17 protein-coding genes are annotated in these 18,332 nt (G+C 69.3%); 7 read left to right on the top strand and 10 right to left on the bottom strand.

What is annotated here, in order from left to right:
* Nucleotides 1–57: 57 nt before the first annotated feature.
* Complete coding sequence (locus tag SACMADRAFT_RS23935; RefSeq protein ID WP_332307173.1) at nt 58–1,497, top strand: MBL fold metallo-hydrolase; 1,440 nt, start codon at nt 58–60, stop codon at nt 1,495–1,497.
* A 181-nt stretch (nt 1,498–1,678) separates the two neighbouring features.
* Entirely contained in the window at nt 1,679–2,449 is a 771-nt protein-coding gene (locus tag SACMADRAFT_RS23930) for a sulfite exporter TauE/SafE family protein (protein WP_009156443.1), read from the top strand.
* A 6-nt stretch (nt 2,450–2,455) separates the two neighbouring features.
* Here the strand turns inward: SACMADRAFT_RS23930 and SACMADRAFT_RS23925 are convergent, their stop codons facing one another.
* Both SACMADRAFT_RS23925 and SACMADRAFT_RS23920 read right to left on the bottom strand, forming a co-directional pair.
* Nucleotides 2,456–3,067, bottom strand: a complete 612-nt coding sequence (locus SACMADRAFT_RS23925; RefSeq protein ID WP_009156442.1) for a hypothetical protein — start codon at nt 3,065–3,067, stop codon at nt 2,456–2,458.
* 88 nt (nt 3,068–3,155) lie between these two features.
* Nucleotides 3,156–4,868, bottom strand: a complete 1,713-nt coding sequence (locus SACMADRAFT_RS23920; protein WP_009156441.1) for an IlvD/Edd family dehydratase — start codon at nt 4,866–4,868, stop codon at nt 3,156–3,158.
* 267 nt (nt 4,869–5,135) lie between these two features.
* Here SACMADRAFT_RS23920 and SACMADRAFT_RS23915 point away from each other — a divergent pair, with 267 nt between their 5' ends.
* From SACMADRAFT_RS23915 to SACMADRAFT_RS23905, 3 genes are all read left to right on the top strand, one after another.
* The gene (locus SACMADRAFT_RS23915) at nt 5,136–6,752 is read left to right on the top strand and encodes an amidohydrolase (protein WP_009156440.1); all 1,617 of its coding nucleotides are present in this window, start codon (nt 5,136–5,138) and stop codon (nt 6,750–6,752) included.
* A gap of 69 nt (nt 6,753–6,821) precedes the next feature.
* The gene (locus SACMADRAFT_RS23910) at nt 6,822–7,394 is read left to right on the top strand and encodes a dihydrofolate reductase family protein (RefSeq protein ID WP_009156439.1); all 573 of its coding nucleotides are present in this window, start codon (nt 6,822–6,824) and stop codon (nt 7,392–7,394) included.
* A gap of 63 nt (nt 7,395–7,457) precedes the next feature.
* The gene (locus tag SACMADRAFT_RS23905) at nt 7,458–8,171 is read left to right on the top strand and encodes an SIS domain-containing protein (protein ID WP_009156438.1); all 714 of its coding nucleotides are present in this window, start codon (nt 7,458–7,460) and stop codon (nt 8,169–8,171) included.
* Between the two features lies 1 nt (nt 8,172).
* Here SACMADRAFT_RS23905 and SACMADRAFT_RS23900 read toward each other — a convergent pair whose 3' ends face one another.
* From SACMADRAFT_RS23900 to SACMADRAFT_RS23890, 3 genes are all read right to left on the bottom strand, one after another.
* Complete coding sequence (locus SACMADRAFT_RS23900; RefSeq protein ID WP_009156437.1) at nt 8,173–9,216, bottom strand: MBL fold metallo-hydrolase; 1,044 nt, start codon at nt 9,214–9,216, stop codon at nt 8,173–8,175.
* Between the two features lie 78 nt (nt 9,217–9,294).
* A complete protein-coding gene (locus SACMADRAFT_RS23895) occupies nt 9,295–10,401 on the bottom strand; it encodes a sigma-70 family RNA polymerase sigma factor (RefSeq protein WP_009156436.1) in 1,107 nt (368 codons plus the stop codon).
* A gap of 74 nt (nt 10,402–10,475) precedes the next feature.
* Entirely contained in the window at nt 10,476–10,874 is a 399-nt protein-coding gene (locus tag SACMADRAFT_RS23890; RefSeq protein WP_009156435.1) for a hypothetical protein, read from the bottom strand.
* Between the two features lie 314 nt (nt 10,875–11,188).
* Here SACMADRAFT_RS23890 and SACMADRAFT_RS23885 point away from each other — a divergent pair, with 314 nt between their 5' ends.
* Both SACMADRAFT_RS23885 and SACMADRAFT_RS23880 read left to right on the top strand, forming a co-directional pair.
* Nucleotides 11,189–11,620 carry a hypothetical protein gene (locus SACMADRAFT_RS23885; RefSeq protein WP_040925863.1) on the top strand — a complete coding sequence of 144 codons (432 nt, stop codon included), beginning with the start codon at nt 11,189–11,191 and terminating at the stop codon, nt 11,618–11,620.
* Between the two features lie 43 nt (nt 11,621–11,663).
* Entirely contained in the window at nt 11,664–12,554 is an 891-nt protein-coding gene (locus SACMADRAFT_RS23880; protein WP_009156433.1) for a 4-hydroxyphenyl-beta-ketoacyl-CoA hydrolase, read from the top strand.
* Nucleotides 12,555–12,726: 172 nt separating this feature from the next.
* Here SACMADRAFT_RS23880 and SACMADRAFT_RS23875 read toward each other — a convergent pair whose 3' ends face one another.
* The 5 genes from SACMADRAFT_RS23875 to ligD (SACMADRAFT_RS23855) all read right to left on the bottom strand — a co-directional run bounded on the left by SACMADRAFT_RS23875 (nt 12,727) and on the right by ligD (SACMADRAFT_RS23855) (nt 18,312).
* Nucleotides 12,727–13,617: a PaaX family transcriptional regulator gene (locus SACMADRAFT_RS23875; protein ID WP_009156431.1), complete on the bottom strand. Its 891-nt coding sequence runs from the start codon at nt 13,615–13,617 to the stop codon at nt 12,727–12,729.
* A gap of 244 nt (nt 13,618–13,861) precedes the next feature.
* On the bottom strand, nt 13,862–14,179 hold the full coding sequence (locus SACMADRAFT_RS23870; protein ID WP_009156430.1) for an STAS domain-containing protein: 318 nt from the start codon (nt 14,177–14,179) through the stop codon (nt 13,862–13,864).
* The gene (locus SACMADRAFT_RS23865; RefSeq protein WP_040925862.1) at nt 14,176–15,789 is read right to left on the bottom strand and encodes an ATP-binding SpoIIE family protein phosphatase; all 1,614 of its coding nucleotides are present in this window, start codon (nt 15,787–15,789) and stop codon (nt 14,176–14,178) included. The genes SACMADRAFT_RS23870 and SACMADRAFT_RS23865 overlap by 4 nt, the downstream gene beginning before the upstream one ends.
* 193 nt (nt 15,790–15,982) lie before the next feature.
* Nucleotides 15,983–16,888 carry a non-homologous end-joining DNA ligase gene (ligD, locus tag SACMADRAFT_RS23860; protein ID WP_009156428.1) on the bottom strand — a complete coding sequence of 302 codons (906 nt, stop codon included), beginning with the start codon at nt 16,886–16,888 and terminating at the stop codon, nt 15,983–15,985.
* Nucleotides 16,885–18,312 carry a non-homologous end-joining DNA ligase gene (ligD, locus tag SACMADRAFT_RS23855; RefSeq protein ID WP_009156427.1) on the bottom strand — a complete coding sequence of 476 codons (1,428 nt, stop codon included), beginning with the start codon at nt 18,310–18,312 and terminating at the stop codon, nt 16,885–16,887. Before ligD (SACMADRAFT_RS23855) ends, ligD (SACMADRAFT_RS23860) begins: the two co-directional genes overlap by 4 nt.
* Nucleotides 18,313–18,332 lie beyond the last annotated feature (20 nt).

Genomic DNA, 18,332 nt, shown 5'->3' with positions numbered 1-18,332 from the left:
GACCTGGCCTGGTTTGCGACCCGGTCGGCGGTGGTACGACCCACGGTTGCGGAGGCCATGACGGCGGTGCGCCACATCGAGGCGGGGTGGGAGCCGAACCGGGCGCAGGCCGCACACCGACGAAACGGGAGGCTCGTGGTGCAAGTCGAGGTGATCAAGACCGACGCGCTCGGGGATCGCAGTTACGTGGTGCACGACGGGGAGGTCGCGCTGGTGGTCGACCCGCAGCGCGACATCGACCGGGTGGAGGCACTGGTCGCCGAACGGCGGCTGCGGATCACCCACGTCGCCGAGACCCACCTGCACAACGACTACGTCACCGGCGGAGCGGAACTGGCCCGGCGGCACGGCGCGACGTACCTGGTGGCCGAGGGGGAGGGCGTGCGGTTCGACCACCGGCCGGTGCGACCCGGCGAGCGGCTCGACGTCGGCGGGCTTTCGGTGCGTGCCGTCGCCACCCCCGGCCACACCGAGCACCACGTCTCCTACCTCGTCGAGGACGGCGCCGAGCAGGCCGTCTTCTCCGGTGGCAGCCTGCTGTACGGCTCCGTGGGCCGCACCGACCTCGTCGATCCCGACAAGACCGCCGAGTTGACCCGCGCCCAGTACCGCTCCGCCCGCGAACTCACCGAGCAGGCGCGGCCGGAGGCGGCCCTGTATCCCACACATGGCTTCGGCAGCTTCTGCTCCTCGGGCCCCGCTGCCGAGACGGACATCTCCACGGTCGGCGAGCAGCGCGAGCACAACCACGCGCTCACCGAGCACGACGAGGAGCGCTTCGTCGAGCAGTTGATCGCCAACCTCACCGACTACCCGGCCTACTACGCCCACATGGCACCGCTCAACAAGGACGGTCCCGGAGTGCCGGAGCTGACCGTGCCGGAACCGGTCGACGCCGCGACACTGCGCGAGCGGATCATCGCGGGCGAGTGGGTTGTGGATCTGCGCAATCGGGTGGCGTTCGCGAACAAGCATCTCGCGGGCACGGTCAGCTTCGAGTACGGCGACGGCAAGCACTTCACCACCTTTCTCGGCTGGACGGTGCCGTGGGGCGAGCCGCTGACACTCGTGGGTCCCGGCGGTGAGGTGCGGGCCGCCATCCGTGACCTCGCACGGATAGGCATCGACCGGCCGGATGTCGCCGTCGGCGACCCGGCTTCCGGGCTGGCGAGCGATCACCCACGGTCGTCGTTCCCCAGCGTCGGCTGGGAGGAGGTGGCCGACGAGTTCGCCAGGGGAAACCCGCCGACCGTGCTCGACGTGCGCCGGGCGGAGGAGTTCAAGTCGCAGCACGTCGAGGGGGCCATCCACATCCCGCTGCACGAACTGCTGTCCCGGATGGACGAACTGGAGCACGGCAGGCGGTTGTGGGTCCACTGCGGATCCGGATACCGCTCGGCGGTGGCGGCGAGCCTGCTGGAAAGTGACGGTCACAGCGTCGTGCACATCAACGGCGACTACTCCGAGGCCGAAAACGCCGGAGTACCGGTGACCTGACCGGCGAGTCCCCCGTTCCTGCCCGCGAGTCCCCCGCTCTCGCCCGCGAGTTGCGCGTTCTCGCCTGCGAGTTCCGCGTTCCCGCCCGCTCGGATCGATCCGGAGACGCCATGCACCAGAGGTCAGCACGCCAACCGTGTGCGCCACCAGCCACCCGAGCGCACGAGCGAGCGCGCTGACCGTGTCCCTGCTGGCCCTTCCGCTCGGCCTCCTGGTGGGGCTGGTGCTCGGTGCGCTCGGCGGCGGAGGCTCCGTACTGGCGGTGCCCGCGCTGATCTACCTGCTCGGGCAGGACCCGGTGCACGCGACCACCGGCTCCCTGCTCATCGTGCTCGCGACCAGCGTGGCAGGGGTCGCCTCACACGCGGGCGCCGGACACGTCGACTGGCGAACCGGCGTCGGCGTAGGCCTGGCAGGCATCGCGGGCGCGATCGGCGGCTCACTGCTCGCCGAGCGGATCAGCAGGCAGGTGCTGCTCACCGGGTTCGCGATACTGGTGCTGGTCGCCGCCGCGACCATGTGGCGGGAGGCAGGGCGGTCGAAACTGCGGCGGCGCCGTCCCCGGAGCAGGTCGCTGTGGTCGACGCTGCTGCGGGCGCTGGCCGTCGGCACGCTGATCGGCGTGCTGACCGGGCTTTTCGGCGTCGGCGGAGGATTCGTGGCGGTTCCCGCGCTGGTACTCGGCCTCGGGATGGAGATGGCGCCCGCCGTCGGGACGTCCCTCGTCGTCATAGCGATCAACTCGGCCGTGTCACTGCTGGTGCGGCTCGGCGGGAACCTGGAAGTGCAGTGGCAGGTGGTGCTGCCGTTCGCCGCGGCGGGGGTCATAGGCGCCTTCATCGGGGAGCGGGGCGCACGCAAGGTGTCGAATCGACTGCTACAGCGATCGTTCTCGGTGCTACTGGTGGGATTGGCGGGCTTCCTGCTCGCCGAGCAGTTCCTGGTGCGCTGACAGCGGTCACCACCAGGCCGTGCGCACCGGCACCTGGCGCGTCCGCTCGGCGCCCTTCGCCTGCTGCCGCACGAGCCAGACCTCGTCGGCGGAGTCAGGAGGCCCGTAGAGGAAGCTGCCGTCGTCGCAGCCGTAGGTCATCGGCAACCCTTCCAGCGTCACGCCGACATCGCCGACCACTTCGCAGCGGGCCCCGTCCCGCAGTTCGACGAACCACGGCAGCGCGTTGTCCGCCCTGTTCGGCTTCGGTGGTTTCTGGTCGGTGACGTCGAGTTGGATCGCGTTGCGGCCGGAGGGATCGGGCAGGCAGACCGCCTTGGTCTGTTCCCCTTCCGTCGGCACGAAACACGGGTCGAGCGCCGTCGTCGTCTCCCCCGTGAAACACAGCCGCGCGTTGAGGTTGCCCTTGTCGAACAGCGAGGGCTTGCAGGACGCGGTCAGCGTGTCGTCGACGCTGACCCACTCGGCGACATCGCCGCTTTCGGTGAACGGTTCCAGCACCACCGTGTTGGTGAACGCGACCGGGCCGAGGTCGACATCGCCGCCGGTGTCCGCCGTGCAGCCCGCGACGGCGGCAGCGGCGAGCGCTACGAGCAGGAGGGCGACTTTGCGGCGCACGGCGCTTCGGCCTCTCTGTGTGAGCGGGCGAGATCGGGACCCAGCGTATCGGCCGGTACCGGCGCGGCGCGGTCCACCCTCGAGCCGGTCAGTGCGATTCGCGGGGCACCTCGTGGCCGCGCGAGCCGCGAAGGAAGTCGAAGTCGGCTCCCTGATCGGCCTGCAGCACGTGCTCGGTGTAGAGCCAGGCATAGCCGCTGGTGTACGCGGGCGGGCTCGGCCGCAGCCCAGCCTCGCGCCGCCGCAGTTCGGTGTCGTCCACCTGCAACGTCAGCCGCCGCGACGGCACGTCGAGTTCGATCCAGTCGCCGGTGTGGACCAGCGCGAGTGGACCACCGAGAGCCGACTCGGGCGCCACGTGCAGCACCACCGTGCCGTACCCGGTGCCGCTCATCCTCCCGTCGCAGATCCGCACCATGTCGCGGACTCCGGCCGCGAGCAGCTTCGCAGGCAGCGGCACGTTGGACACCTCGGGCATGCCGGGATAGCCCTTGGGTCCGGCTCCCCTGATCACCAGCACCGTGCCGGCGTCGACGTCGAGGTCCGGGTCGTCGCAGACCGCGTGGTAGTCCTCCACGGAGTCGAACACCAGCGCCCTGCCACGGTGCACCAGCAACTCTGGAGAGGCCGCCGACTGCTTGAGCACGGCTCCTCGCGGGCACAGGTTGCCCCGCAGCACGGCCGTGCCCGTACCCGGAGGCTGGAACGGTTCCTCGAAGGTGGTGATGACGTCGCGGTTCCAGCACTCGGCCTGCGCCACCACGTCGGCGATCGGCTTGCCGGTGACGGTGACCTGTTCGCCGTGCAGCAGCCCGGCATCGGCGAGTTGGCGAAGCACCACGGGAAGCCCGCCCGCGTAGCAGAAGTCCTCCATCAGGAAGCTGCCGCTGGGCATCAGGTTGACCAGCGTGGGCACCTCCGCCGCGAGCCGGTCGAAGTCGTCGAGGTCGAGTTCCACGTCCACCCGCCCCGCCAGCGCCAGCAGGTGCACGATCGCGTTGGTGGAGCCGCCGATCGCGGCGTTGGTTCTGATCGCGTTCTCGAACGCCTGCCTGGTGAGCACCATCGAAGGCCGCAGGTCTTCGGCGACGAGTTCGACAACGCGCCGCCCCGCCTGCTCGGCGGTACTGAACCGGCGCGCGTCCACCGCGGGCCAGGTCGCCGAACCGGGCAACTGCATACCGAGCGCCTCCGCCAGGCAGGCCATCGTCGAGGCGGTGCCCATGGTCATGCAGTGCCCGTTTGAGCGCGCCATGCAGCCTTCGGCGAAGAAGCACTCCTCCTGCGTCATCCTGCCCGCCTTGAGGTCTTCCTCGAACCGCCACACCGCGGTCCCCGAGCCGACGTCGCGCCCCCGGTACTTGCCGTTGAGCATCGGGCCGCCCGTCACCATGATCGCCGGAAGGTCCGCGCTCGCGGCGCCCATCAGCATGGCCGGGGTGGTCTTGTCGCAGCCGGAGAGCAGCACGACGCCGTCGAGCGGGTTGGCCCTGATCAGCTCTTCGACCTCCATGGCCATGAGGTTGCGGTAGAGCATCGCGGTGGGCCGCATCAGCGTCTCACCGGTGGCCATCGTGGGGAACTCCAGTGGGAAGCCTCCCGCCTGCCACACCCCGCGCTTCACGGCGTCGGCGACGCGGTGCAGGTGGGCGTTGCAGGGCGCGAGTTCGGAGGCGCTGGTGGCGATGCCGATGACGGCCCGGCCGTCGAACACCTCGGGGCCGAAGCCCTGGTTGCGCATCCAGGACCGGTAGATCATCCCGGACCGGCCCTTCGCGCCGAACCACGCCGCACTACGCATCGTGACTCCTCGCCCGCTGTTGGTGAGGCAGACGGTTGACGTTAGGTCACCGGGCGAGCAGAAGTCCACAGAAGGAAGGCGAAATGGGCGAAACCCAGGCCGCGTTCGCACAGCCTGGGATTCTGAACCGCCTCCGAGCAGTGGGGCACCGAAGCGGTCTACGCCCGTTTACCCCCGCCCGCACCCGCGCTAATCCTTCGCCTCGAGGCTTGAGAGGAGCGTCACCTTCGGGTGATCGTGGGAGCAGCCGACCGGAGGAGAACCGCCGTGCTTGACCTGCTGCTGCGTGACGTACATGCCCTGACCATGACCGAGCGGCGGCCGGTGGCCCACGCGGTCGGGGTGTTCGACGGCCGGATCGTCGGACTCGACGAGCAGGTCGCGGACCTGCCCGCGCGGCGGGTGGTCAGCGGCGGCGGGGCGGTACTCACGCCCGGTTTCGCCGACGCGCACAACCACATGGTGTGGTACGGACTGTCGCTCGCGGAACTGGACCTGTCGGCGTGCACCAGCCTGGAGCAGGTGTACGACCTGGTGGCGCGCCGTGCCGCCGCGTTGCCCTCCGACGGCTGGGTGATCGGATCCGGCTACGACGATTTCGTACTCGGTGGCCATCCGAGCAGGGCGGCGTTGGACAACTCGGGCGGCGGGCGAGCGGTGTGGCTCAAGCACCGCTCGGCCCACATGTGCGTGGTGAGCAGCGCGATCCTCGCCGAGACCGGCGTGCTCGACGGCACCGCGACCGTGCCGGAGGCGGGGGTGGTCGGCAGGGACGAGTCGGGAGAGCCAACGGGGCTGCTCGCCGAGCAGGCACAGCAACTCGTCGACGGCCTGGTGAAGCCCTACCCGGTGGAGGAGTTGGCCGCGGCGGTGGCGCGGGCGGCTCGCCGCTACGTGGCCGAAGGGCTCACCCACGTCACCGAGGCCGGGGTCGGCGGCGGCTGGATCGGCCACAGCCCTGCGGAGGTATCGGCGTACCAGTTGGCGCGGCAGCGCGGTGAGCTGAGCCTTCGGGTGGAGCTGATGCCCGCGAGCGAGGTGTTGCACCCGTTGCCCGGCGACACCGTCGGCCTGGATCTGGGGCTGCGGCCGGGGTTCGGTGACGACCTACTGCGCATCGGACCGATGAAGATCTTCACCGACGGCGCGCTCAGCAGCAGAACGGCGGCGGTGACCGAGCCGTTCATCGGCCACGGTGGACTCGGCGTGCTCGGCGACGACCCCGAGGTGTTGCGCTCCCGCATGCTCGCCGCGCACCGCAGCGGCTGGCGCATCGCCGCACACGCCATCGGCGACCGCGCGATCGACCTCACTCTCGACACGCTGGAGGAGGCACAGCGCGCGCTGCCACGGCCCGGCGTGCGGCACCGCATCGAGCATGCCGGGATGGTGCGGCCCGACCAGTTGCCCCGCATGGCGCGGCTCGGTGTCGTTCCCGTGCCGCAGGCGCGGTTTCTGCACGAGATCGGCGACACGATGGCGGAGTCGGTTGGGCCGCAGCGGGTGCCGTGGCTGTACCGGCACCGGTCCTTCCTGGAAGCTGGATTGCGCGTCCCCGGTAGCTCCGATCGCCCGTGCGTCGGCACGGGCGCGCCACTGTCGGGAATGCGGTCGATGGTGGAGCGCAGGACCAAGGCGGGCATCGAACTCGGCGCGCAGGAGCGCGTTGGCGCCAAGGAGGCGCTGCGTGCCTACACCACGCATGCCGCGTACGCATCCCACCAGGAACACCGCAGGGGCAAGCTCGCCCGCGGCACGTTGGCCGATCTTGTACTGCTCGCCGAGGACCCGACCACGGTCGCCAGTTCCAAGCTCGCCGACATCGAGGTGCTGGCGACGTTCGTGGCGGGTGAGCTGGTGCACGGAACGCTACCCGGGCTGTGACCGACGAGTTCTCGGGTCCGCGGCGGTCAACACTGTCGCACGAGGGCACGGACGGAAAACGGAGCGAAGATGGGTTCACTGTTCTCGTTCATCGCCACGACGGTGGACGGATATCACGAGGGACCGGGCAGGGAAATCGACTGGCACAACGTCGACGAGGAGTTCACGGAGTTCTCGCTGCGCCAGCTGGCCGAGACGACGACGCTGATGTTCGGCCGCGTCACCTACGAGATGATGGCCGCGTACTGGCCGACGCGGCAGGCCGCAGCCAGCGATCCGGAGGTCGCGGAACGGATGAACGCGCTGCCGAAGGTGGTGGTCTCCGGCACGCTCACGCGGGCCGAATGGGCCGACACCCGGGTGGTGTCCACCGACGTCGCCACGGAGATCGGCAAGCTGAAGCACAGCAGCGACGGCTGTGTCGCGGTTTTCGGGAGCGCGACGCTGACCCGCTGGCTGCTGCGCCGGGGCCTGCTCGACGAGCTTCGGCTGATGGTGATGCCGGTGTTGCTCGGTGCGGGCAACCCGGTTTTCGACGGCGAGACGGCACGGATCGGACTGAGCCTGCTCGGCAGCACCGCGTTCGCGTCGGGCAACGTTCTCAACACCTACCGGCCGGTGCGGATTGGACTGAATAAGTAGCGCGGTTGCTGCACCCTACACTGTCCACATTGTTGCGCCTGCTTCCGGAAAGGAGTCGCGCCGATGCGCCAGCGGGTTCGAGCGCTGCTCGACGGGATCGACGCGCGGGAGGCCGAACTGGGGCGAGCCGCCCGCCTTGTGCTGGACTGCGTGCGGCGCGACGGGATCGTGCTCACGGCCGGAGCCGGGCACTCGCTTTCGATGGTGTGCGAGACGTTCTACCGCGCGGGCGGCCTCGCCGCCGTGCGACCGCTGTGGGATCAGGAGGTGTTGCCGCTTTCCGGCGCGGCGCGTAGCTCGGCCGCCGAGCGGGAGCCGGGGCGAGGCCGGGCCGTGCTGGCGGCGGCCGATCCGGCGCCAACCGATCTGGTGGTCGTGTTCTCCACGAGCGGACGCAATCCTTACCCGGTGGAGATCGCACAGGAGGCGTCGGCACGCGGGGTGCCGGTGATGGCCGTGACCTCGGCTGCTGCCTCGGCTGCGGCCGCCGACCGCAGCGGCACCCGGCTGGCCGAGCACGCCACGGTGGTGCTCGACACGGGTGTGCCCGCCGGGGACGTGGTGTGGCCTGCCGAGCGGCCACGCACGGCGGCGGTGTCCACGGTGCTTGCCGCCTACCTGTGGGCGAGCCTGCTGGCGGAGGTGGCCGAGCTGGCGCGAAAGCACGACGTCGAGCTACCACTGTGGACCAGTGCGAACGTGCCCGGTGGTGACGAGCGCAACGCCGAACTGATGGCGCGCTACGCGGACCGCGTTCCGCAGTTGCGGGGCGACTGAGTCACTTGCCGACTCCGAGCTGTTCCAGGTCCCGGCCAACCACCACCCGGCCGGAGTAGCCGCGGCCGGCGTCCAACCACCGCGACGGTGGGGTGGACACGGGGACGAAGTGGTTGAGTACCAGCGTCCGCACTCCCGCTCGCTCGGCGAGCGGGCCGACCTGCTCGATGGTGGTGTGCGCGCCAAGCACGTGGCGCAGCACCGCCTCCTGCTCCGGGGTGCGTCGCTCGGGTGCCGCGCGTTCGATGGCCACACCGTCGATGACCTCGTGCACCAGCACGTCGGCGTCCGTGGCCAGCTCCACCAGGTTGTCGCACGGGCAGGTGTCGCCGGAGAAGACGACCGAGCCGTCGTCGGTGTCGAAACGGAACGCGAGCGCGGGAAACACCGGCGCGTGGTCGACGAGGGTGCCCGAGACCCGCACGTGGTCGTCCTCGAAGAAGGTGAACGGGCGCATCCGAGGTGCCGGGTCGCCGTTGGGGTCGGAGAGGAACTGCGGCGGCACCGGAACGTCGCGGCCCTCGAACAGTTGCGAGGGAACCTTCCTGCGGTTGTCGCGGGCGCGGTCGTTGAAGTCGGTAGCGAACGCCCTCGTTAGCAACTCGACGGTTTCCCGCATGCCCGGTGTCGGGTTGTCAGCCGCGACAACGGGGGGTTCCTCGCCGGAACCGAACGCGGGTGGTAGCACGCCACGGTTGCCCGGCCCCCAGACCACGAGCGGCCCGTCTTCGATGGCGTCGAGCCCGTTGAACAGGCCCGGGTTGAGCAGGTTGTTCAGATCGACGACGTGGTCGGAGTGCAGGTGGGTGATGAAGATGCCCCGCAACGCGTCGAGCGGGCCGGTGCGGCCGGGCGAGCCGAGGCCGCTGAGCCGCAGCTGTCTCGCCACGCCGTGACCCGCGTCGATCAGGTAGTAGCGGTCACCGACCGCGAGTGCGGAGGAGATGCCCGCACCACCCGCCGCGTGCCAGCCGGGACCGCCCGCGGTGCCGAGCAGCACCAGCCGGGTCCGATGGTCGGCAGCCGGCGTCGACGAACCAGTCACGAGCCCTCCGATCCTCGCGCGGCCACGTCGCCGCCGGGGAGAAGCTAGTCAACGTCGTGACGGCTGTCAAAGATCTGCCTAGAAAGTTCGGGGTTCCTCGGGGTCGGGAGCGCAGAACTCGCGGGCGGGAGCGGGGGACTCGCGGGCGGGAGCGGGGGACTCGCGGGCGGGAACGGGGGACTCGCGGGTCAGTGGCAGGCCGAAGAGTTCGAAGACCTCGGTGTCCATGAAGTTGGCGACGTGGCTGATCCCCTCGGTGGTGAGGGTCAGCAACTGCAGGGTGAACGCCCGGTAGGTGCCGTCGGCCGGGTCCAGCAGGTACTGCGCGAACCCCGGCTGGGAGTTGCCCCGCACCGGGACAAGCAACACGCCACCGGGCCGCGCGGGGCAGCGGTCGGCGAGGTGGCGTGCGACGTCGGCGCTGCCTCGGTACCACGCGGCGTACGGCGGCATCTCCCAGACGATGTCGTCGGTGAACAGCCGCACCAGGGCATTGACGTCCTTGCGTTCGAACGCGCTCAGGTAGCGATCCAGTAGTTCGCGCTGCTCGCTCTCCGTAGGTTCGGCGACCTCGTCCGGCCTCGGTGACACCTTGGCCAGTTGCGCCCTTGCCCGTTGCAGGGTGCTGTTGACCGCCGCCGTCGTGGTGCCGACCGCCTCGGCCACCTCCGATGCCTTCCACTTCAGCACGTCCCGCAGGATGAGCACCGCGCGCTGTCGTGGCGGCAGGTGCTGCAGGGCGGCGACGAGCGCCAGCCGCACCCCCTCCTTCGCGGCGACGATCGAGGCCGGGTCGGACGTGGAGTCGCCCTCGGCGTCCGGTAGCGGCTGCAGCCACGGCACGTCCGTGCGCTCGGCGAGGTCGGCGGAAGGGTCGGCGCTGGTACTGCCGAGTCCGGTAGGCATCGGCCTGCGGCCGCGGGTCTCCAGCGCTGTCAGGCATGCCGTGGTGGCGATGCGGTGCAACCAGGTGCGCAGCGAGGACCGGCCTTCGAAGCGGTCGTATGCCCGCCAAGCCCGCAGGTAGGTCTCCTGCACCAGGTCCTCGGCGTCGTGCGCCGAGCCGAGCATCCGGTAGCAGTGCGCCAGCAGTTCACGGCGCAGCGGGTTGGCCTGCCGGAGGAACTCTTCGTCGAGTTCGCGGCCGTTCGTGCCGGTGAGTATCGAGTTCGCGACTTTCTCCACGGCTTCATTCTCCTCCAGCCACCGACATGAACCGGCCGGCTACGTCGCGCGCATGTCCCGCTACGCTGCGATGTTCACAGCGGCGGAGTGAACTCGATACGCCAGCGCCCACCGGCTTCGCCGACCGCGATGTCGTAGGAGAACGGGGCCCCTCGCGCTCGCTTGCCGCTGACGGTGGCGACGGTGGGCCGTTGGTCGTTCGGACGCAGGGTCACCGTCACGTCGTGGGCTCCCGCCCGCCGGAACTCGTCCAGGTACGCGGACGCGAACTCGTCGAGCTCTCCCGGTGGGTATGCCGTTAGCCGCGCGAACCGCTCGACGTCTCGAGAGTCGAGCGCGAGTTCCAGTTCCTGGCGTAGCTGCGCCGGTGTGGCCACACCGGGTTCGGGCTGCCTCGCGATCAGCACGGTGACGACCACGATCCACACCACGACGATCACCGCGACGCCCGCGACGAGCGTGTTCCTGCGCATGTGCCCGACGCTACCGAGCCGGGGTGGGGGCTCGGTGGCGAGCCGTGCCGCCGGTCGGGGAAACCGACCTGTTCCACAACTCGTTGACGATCGTCACAAGTATGGCTAACGTCAGCCGGGTCGTGCGGTGATGGGAGAGGTGGCGATGCTCGAAGGTAAGGCGGCCGTGGTCACCGGCGGGGGCAGGGGGCCGGGCCGGGCGTACGCGGTAGCGCTTGCCACATCGGGAGCTTCGGTTGTCGATGCCGTTGACGCCGCCCTCGGCTACGCCGAGGTCGCCGCGGAGACGGTCGATTTCGTCGAGGCGGCGGGCGGTGTGGCGGTCGCCGACCGCCGACGTCGGCAATGTGGCGTCCGCCGACCGGGCCGTGCGCGAGTTCGGCAGGCCGGAGCCGATGTGCACCGGTGCGGGTGTGCTCGGCGACCGAACGCTTCGCGACACCACCGGCGAGCACGTCCGGGAGGCCGTGGAGAAGGTCGTGGAGAAGGTCGCGGCGGAGGCTGTGGAGCCGGGGCGACCGGTGCCCGACGGGTTGGCAGGCGGCCTCGGCTGTTTCCCGGCCGCCGCGCCCGTGGTGGTCTGCCCGGCCTGCCGAAGCCGCGTCCGGTGTCACCGGCCGGTGCATCGGCGCGCGCGGCGAGCGCCTCTTGCTGTGGTGGCACCCCACCGAGGTGGTCACCGCCGTGCATACCGGCGGTGGGGCGCCCGCCGACGTCGCGGCGATGTCCGCATCGACGCCGGTTAGCCCAGTCGCAGCACTACAAGTCGGCAATGGTTGGAGGACCGCAATGACGGTGTACACCGAGCCGGGGATCGACGTCTCCGCTGTCACCGCGATCGACGTCCATGTTCACGTGCACGCCTCGGTCCACGGGTCGGCGGTGAACGAGGAGGCCATGAAGGAGATGGCCGAGTACTTCCGCAACGACGACGTGCGACCGAACAACACACGCGACATCGCGAACTACTACCGCGAGCGGGGGATGGCCGCCGTGGTGTTCGGTGTGGACTCCGCGGACAAGGAAGGCGCCGTCAGCAACGAGGAGGTGGCCGAGCTCGCGGCGGAGAACTCCGACGTGCTCATCCCGTTCGCCAGCATCGACCCCGCGCGTGGCGCGGAGGGAGTGGCGATGGCGCGGCGGCTCATCACCGAGTACGGCGTGAAGGGGTTCAAGTTCCATCCGAATACCCAGGCTTTCTACCCGAACGATCCCGATGCCTACCGGCTGTACGAGGTGATCGCGGAGCACGGCCGGATCGCGCTCTTCCACAGTGGACATACCGGCGTCGGAGCCAACACGCGCGGCGGTGGGGGAATCCGGTTGAAGTACTCCAACCCGATGCACGTCGACGACGTCGCGGTGGACTTCCCCGACATGCCGATCATCCTGGCCCATCCTTCGTTCCCGTGGCAGGACGAGGCGCTTTCGGTGGCACTGCACAAGCCAAACGTCCACATCGACCTGTCAGGATGGTCGCCGAAGTACTTCGCGCCGCAGCTCGTGCAGTACGCGAACACCTTGCTACGGCACAAGATGCTGTTCGGCTCCGACTATCCGGTCATCACGCCGGAGCGCTGGCTGCGGGACTTCGACAAGATTGACATCCGGGAAGAGGTCCGCCCGCTGATCCTCAAGGAGAACGCGGTCAGGCTGTTCGGGCTCGCGGCCCAGGCCTAGCGAACACCGAGCAGGGCAACCGTGACAGCGACGTCCGCCCTCGGGGTCGATGGCCTGTGACGGTTCGAGGGGCGCCGACCTCGGCCACTCCGACTGGGCAGGCCCCGGGCACGGGCCGACGATCGTGGCGCACGACCAGCTCTCCGAGCCGAAACGCCACGATCCGCGGCCGCTACGCGGTTCGCTTGCCCTGGCGGTCTCTCGGGTCGGTCGCATCGCGCGCGGGCAGCGAAATGCGTTCCACGATCGCGTCCACTTCACGCTCGGCCTGTGGTGCTAACACCGAACGCATCCGCAGGAACACGTGCTCTGCGCGCACGGCGGGCCAGTCGCTCGGCAGGTGCTCCACCGGAAGGCCGGGGTCCTTACGCAGCAGCAGGGTCCATTGGGTGTGCATGAGCAACTGCTGCGGCAGCACGTCCTGTGCCGAGGCCATCGGGTCGGCGATGTCCCAGCGCCGCAGGAAACCGCGGTAGCCCTCGGCGAGTTCCTCCAAATCCCACGTCTCGGCGATCATCTCCTGGATGTCCGTGGGATGAAGGGTGGTGGCACGGAACGCCTTGACGTGGTCGGCCACGTCGAGTCCCTCGAGCAGCTGGTCGAGGTCGACCTCCCTCGGCGTGATCCACAGGCCGTTCTGCAGCGGGCCGAAACCGGCCCAGGCCAGCCGTGAGCGCAGCAGGTGACGGTCGGACCTGCGGGTCTCCGGTAGCGAGAAACCGAGTACCGTCCAGTGCCCGTCCCACTCCCGGTTCACCGCCTGCCTGACGCGGGTACCGCCCTCCTGGAGAACGCTGGCGGTGTACTCGGTGAGCCCGAGATACACGCGCTTGCCGCTGCGGTGGCGCTGCAGCAACCCGCGGCGGGTCATCCTGGAAAGGGTCGAGCGGGCGGCGTGTTCACCGACACCCACCTTGGCGAGCACGTCGATGAGGCTGGCCGAGTAGACGGCTTCGTCGCGGCCCAGCAGGTGAGCGGCGAAGAAGTTGAGCAGCAGTGCCTGCGGCCGCTGCCACGGCGTAGCGGTTGATCCGGCCTCGTCCGCCGTGCCCTGCGAATCCATCCGCCCTCCCCCGTGGTCGGGTAACGCGCCACTGCTGTGTCGATCGTAGGTCAAATGTCGCATGACACCGGTCTCGGTTCCGTCGCGCGCCCGGTGCCCTGATCCAGTCATCTGTTTGACGTTCGTCACGTAGGAGAATAACATTCGCGGGTGCGGCCCGGCTGCGCCGTGCGCCGGTGGAGCTAGCGCGCGGCAGGAGTCCATCCAGGACCTCTCAAGCCGGTCCCGACGGGCCCGCGCGCTGTCAGGTACGCACGTCGACCACGGAGGCAAGGCCGGAAAGCTCGATCACGCGGCGGACAGGTGAACCGTACGGAGCGATCACGGTGCACTCCGTTTGCAGCAGCCGTAGCCGCTCGGCGAGCGCGAACAGGATGCGAAGGCCCGCGCTGTCGATATAGGTGAGACCGCTGAGGTCGATGCAAACGCCCGCCAGCCGGTTGCTTACGGCCGCGAACACCTCCTGCTGCACCGCGTCGGCGTTCGCCAGATCCACCTCGCCGTCGATCACGATGTCGACCGTGGCATCACGGGTGTGTGCCCGAACACGGGCGTTCGTCATTGCGAGTCAGCTCCGTGAAGACGCTTGGCCAGGTAGACGTCCGTGCCCGCGCCGTCGTGGTGCAGCACCGACACCTCGTCGCAGAGCTGGCGCATCAGCTCGGTGCCGCGTCCCCGGTGCGCGCCTCTCGGTGAACGCCAGGTACCGGTGTCGCTGATCGTGATGCGGACCTCGCCGTCACGGTAGTCCGAGCACACCGTGTACTTGCCGCCACCGGGCCCGTAGGCGTGCTCGATCACGTTGGCAGCCGCTTCCCCGGCCGCCACCAGCAGGTCGGAAACGTCGTCCTCGGAGGCGCCCACAGTCGGCAGCCACCTGCGAAGCGCCGTGCGCAACTCCGCCAGCGACTCCGGCACCGCGTCCAGTTCGAGTTCCGTCCGACGCACGTCGTGCAGGTCCTGCCTGCGCATCGCGAGTACGGCGATGTCGTCGGTAGCGGGCCGGTTACCGACGAGCCCGCTCAGCACCCTCGCACACGTCGCCTGTGCGGGCCCCGCTCGGACGTGTTGCCGCAGCAGCCGGAGGCCGTCGTCCAGTGGCCGGTCCCTTCGCTCCACCAGACCGTCGGTGTAGAAACAGACCGTCGTGCCGTAGGGGATGTCGATGATCGTGGTGCGGCGGTGATACGTCGGAAAGCCCGCGCCGATGGGCGGGTCGACGGGCACTTCCGGCATCGTCGACTCCTCGCCGGGCACGGCCAGCACGGGAGCGAGATGCCCTGCCAGCGACAGGTGCATGCGCTCCAGTGACGGTTCCCACATGGCGTAGGCGATCGTGGCCATCGAGTCCGGCTCGAAATGGCGCATGTGGCGGTCGAGCCTGGAGAGCACGTCGGCGGGGTCGCTCGCTTCGAGAGCGTAGGAACGGGTAGCTGTGCGCATCCGACTCATCACCGTCGCCGCGGGCAAACCCTTGCCCACCACGTCCCCGATCGCGATGCACAGCCAACCCGACGGCAGCGTGAAGGCGTCGTACCAGTCGCCGCTCACCCCGACGTCCTCACCAGGCACGTATCGCGAGCAGAACTCCAGCCCGGAGACATCAGGAAGTCGGCCCGGCAGCAGGGACCGTTGCAGTGCCGAGGCGGCGGCCCGCTCCGCCTGCAAGATCCGCGTCTTCGCGGCGAGCGCGATGCGGTCGGCCACAAGTCGCAGCAGTCTCACATCCTCGTCGGTGAACGTCCTTGCCCGTAGTGTGCCGACATGCAGCACGCCGATCAGTTCCCCCTCGGCGAGCAGGGGCACACCGGCCAGTGAAACCAGGCCCTTGTCCCACAGTAACGGGTTGACGACGGTGTCCGGATCGATGTGTTCCAGGACGAGGGGCTTGCGCTCGGCGGCGATCTTTCCGGCGAACCCCTCGCCGATGGGAACGCGAAAGCCCTGGTGTACTTCTTCCTCTATGCCGCAGGATGCCGTCGCGAGCAGTTGCTGGCCGTCGGCATCGACAAGCAGCACGGTGGCGGTGTCGGCATCGAGGGCGTCGCACACCCGGTTCAGCAGCTCCTGCAGCAGCTCCTCCACGCTGAGGTGGGCAAGCGCCGTGTCGGTGACCGCCTCGATCTGGCGCAGGCGGCCCTCGGCGCCGTCTGTCTCGACCGCCCATGGCATGTGGGCGAGCATAGTCCCGTCACGGATTCCCGGCAGGCTCGAAAGCCCGCCATGCGGAGCCGGATCACATTTTTTGTCGCGAGGACATAACGGACGGTCCGTCCGCTGGTACGGACGGCGATAACCTGATATCGACCTGCGGTATGTGTCACACCATTCGGCCGAACGCATATCGGCCCTGAAAGCGCCGCCGTCACAGCCGGGGCCGATCGCCGCTGAGCAGCGGCTCGAACAGATCGCCGAATTCCTCGACGCGCGCCAGCACGTCCGCCGCGGTGAAGACCACATCGGACGCATGCCGGACACCCGCAACCTCCTGCCAGGTCAACGGCGTGGACACGGTGGGAGCGGGCCTTGCCCGCAGCGAGTATGGGGCCACCGTCGTCTTCTTGGGGTTGTTCTGGCTCCAGTCGATGAAAACCTTGCCCGGGCGCAGGTTCTTCGCCATCCGGGAGACGATCAGGTCCGGCTGCTCCCGCGCGAGCGCCTCGGCCACCGCCTTGGCGTACTGGCTGGTGCGTTCGGGCGAGTTGGTGCGCACCGGAGAGTAGAGCTGCAGCCCCTTGGATCCACTGGTCTTCGCGCGCACCGCGAGCCCGTCCGCCTCGAGCACCTCGCGCAGCCGAACCGCTACCCTGCAGCATTCGACAATGGTCGCCGGAGCTCCCGGGTCGAGGTCGAAGACGAGCAGGTCGGGATTCCTCCTGCCGTCGCGTGGCCCCACAGTCCACTGTGGAACATGCAGCTCCAAGCTCGCCAGGTGGGCGACCCAGACCAGGGTGGGCAGGTCCTGCACGAGTGCGTAGTCGGAGTATTCCGAGCCCCTGGAGCTGCCCGGGGTCTCGATGCGCACCGTACGCACCCATTCGGGCGCGTGCCGTGACACGTTCTTCTCGAAGAACGAATTCTTCTCGACGCCGTCCGGATAGCGTTTCAGCGTCAACGGCCGGTCTCTGATGTGCGGTAGTAGTACCGGCGCGACGCGGACGTAGTAGTCGATCACTTCGCCCTTGGTGAACTCGGCTTGCGGGTACAGCACCTTCTCCAGATTGGAAAGGCGCAGCCTGCGGCCCTCGATCTCGACAAGCGGCCCGGTCATCGGATCAACTCCTCCGCGCGGCGGTCGGGGCGCAGCCCGCGCCACACCGGTGCGCGAAGCCTCCCGTCACCGGTCCAGTCCTTGAAAGTCACCTCGGCGACGAGCTTCGGGCTGACCCAGTTGACCCCCCTCACCCGTTGTTTCGGCAGCCCCGACCGAAACGGCGGGGTCTTGCGTCGCAGCCGCCGCAACTGCGCCGTCAAAGTGCGCAGCGTCTCCTCGTCGAGCCCAGAACCCACCTGCCCGATGTAACGCAGACCGCCCTCGTCGGGCAGGCCGAGCAGCAGCGAACCGATGCTTTGCGCACGACTGCCCTCGCCGGGCCGCCAGCCTCCGATCACAACCTCGAGCGTTCGCAGTTCGGTGATCTTGAGCCAGCACGCGCTGCGCCTGCCGGGCGTGTAGGGGGAGTCGAGTCGCTTGGCCAGCACGCCCTCGAGCCGCTGCTCGGCTGCCGCCTCCACCACCGCGGCTCCGCCGCCCGCGAAGCTCGGAGAGACCTGCCAGTTCGGTCCCGCCAGTTCGAGGCCCTCGAGCAGTTGCCTGCGTTGCCGGTACGGCAGCGAAAGGGTGGAGCGGCCGTCCAGATGCAGCAGGTCGAAGATCAGGTAGGTGACGGGCCGGTGCCGGGACAGTTGCCTCGCCCTGCGTTCACCGGCGTGCATCCTGCTCTGCAGCGCCTCGAAGCTCGGCCTCCCCTCGTGCAGGGCCACGATTTCGCCGTCGAGCCAGGCCTGCGTGCTTGCGAGTTGCTCGCCGAGAGCCTTCAGTTCGGGATAGGTGGCGGTGACGTCCGAACCACTACGGGAGAGCAGCGTCAGCCTGCCGCCCTCCACCCTGGCGAGGGCGCGGACCCCGTCCCACTTGAACTCGTAAGCCCACTCCGCGTCGGCCTCGGTCGCCGGAAGCCTGCCCTGGACGGCGAGCATGGGCGCCAGCTTGTCTGGAAGCGGAGTCCAGTCGGGGTCGTCGGTCGCCCCCGAGCGGATCACCTGCCAGTTGTCGCCGCTGCGGAAGAAGACGAACTTGCCACGGGCCCGCCTTCCGTGCAGCACGACCGACACCTCGCGGTCGGTCCATTTCAGCGTCTCGTAGCGCCCGCGATCCCAGATGGTCATCGTGCCCGCGCCGTACTCGCCCTTGGGAATCTCCCCGGAGAACGTCGCGTACTCCATCGGGTGGTCCTCGGTGTGCACGGCAAGTCGAGGAGTGTTCGGCTCGGTGGGTAGCCCCTTGGGGACGGCGAACGACACCAGCACCCCTTCGCGTTCCAGCCGCACGTCCCAGTGCAGCCGGCTGGCGTGATGCTCGTGGATCACGAAGGTGTCGTCGCCGCCCCCGTCCGGGTGGGCACGGTCGGGCAGCGGTTCCGGCGTGCGGCCCGCACGCCGTTTGCGCCTGTACTCCTCCAGCTCCGCGGCCATGCCCTGCGGGTACCCAGCTA

The sequence above is a fragment of the Saccharomonospora marina XMU15 genome (assembly GCF_000244955.1).
GTDB lineage: Bacteria > Actinomycetota > Actinomycetes > Mycobacteriales > Pseudonocardiaceae > Saccharomonospora_A > Saccharomonospora_A marina.
This window is presented reverse-complemented; position numbering and strand designations above follow the sequence as displayed.

What these genes read in the sequence shown, in the direction of transcription:
- SACMADRAFT_RS23870 (WP_009156430.1), bottom strand. Translation starts at nt 14,179, where the DNA reads ATGACGAACGCCCGTGTTCGGGCACACACCCGTGATGCCACGGTCGAC.
- SACMADRAFT_RS23875 (WP_009156431.1), bottom strand. Translation starts at nt 13,617, where the DNA reads ATGGATTCGCAGGGCACGGCGGACGAGGCCGGATCAACCGCTACGCCG.
- SACMADRAFT_RS23905 (WP_009156438.1), top strand. Translation starts at nt 7,458, where the DNA reads ATGCGCCAGCGGGTTCGAGCGCTGCTCGACGGGATCGACGCGCGGGAG.
- SACMADRAFT_RS23865 (WP_040925862.1), bottom strand. Translation starts at nt 15,789, where the DNA reads ATGCCATGGGCGGTCGAGACAGACGGCGCCGAGGGCCGCCTGCGCCAG.
- SACMADRAFT_RS23920 (WP_009156441.1), bottom strand. Translation starts at nt 4,868, where the DNA reads ATGCGTAGTGCGGCGTGGTTCGGCGCGAAGGGCCGGTCCGGGATGATC.
- SACMADRAFT_RS23890 (WP_009156435.1), bottom strand. Translation starts at nt 10,874, where the DNA reads ATGCGCAGGAACACGCTCGTCGCGGGCGTCGCGGTGATCGTCGTGGTG.
- ligD (WP_009156428.1), bottom strand. Translation starts at nt 16,888, where the DNA reads ATGACCGGGCCGCTTGTCGAGATCGAGGGCCGCAGGCTGCGCCTTTCC.
- SACMADRAFT_RS23910 (WP_009156439.1), top strand. Translation starts at nt 6,822, where the DNA reads ATGGGTTCACTGTTCTCGTTCATCGCCACGACGGTGGACGGATATCAC.
- SACMADRAFT_RS23880 (WP_009156433.1), top strand. Translation starts at nt 11,664, where the DNA reads ATGACGGTGTACACCGAGCCGGGGATCGACGTCTCCGCTGTCACCGCG.
- SACMADRAFT_RS23935 (WP_332307173.1), top strand. Translation starts at nt 58, where the DNA reads ATGACGGCGGTGCGCCACATCGAGGCGGGGTGGGAGCCGAACCGGGCG.
- ligD (WP_009156427.1), bottom strand. Translation starts at nt 18,312, where the DNA reads ATGGCCGCGGAGCTGGAGGAGTACAGGCGCAAACGGCGTGCGGGCCGC.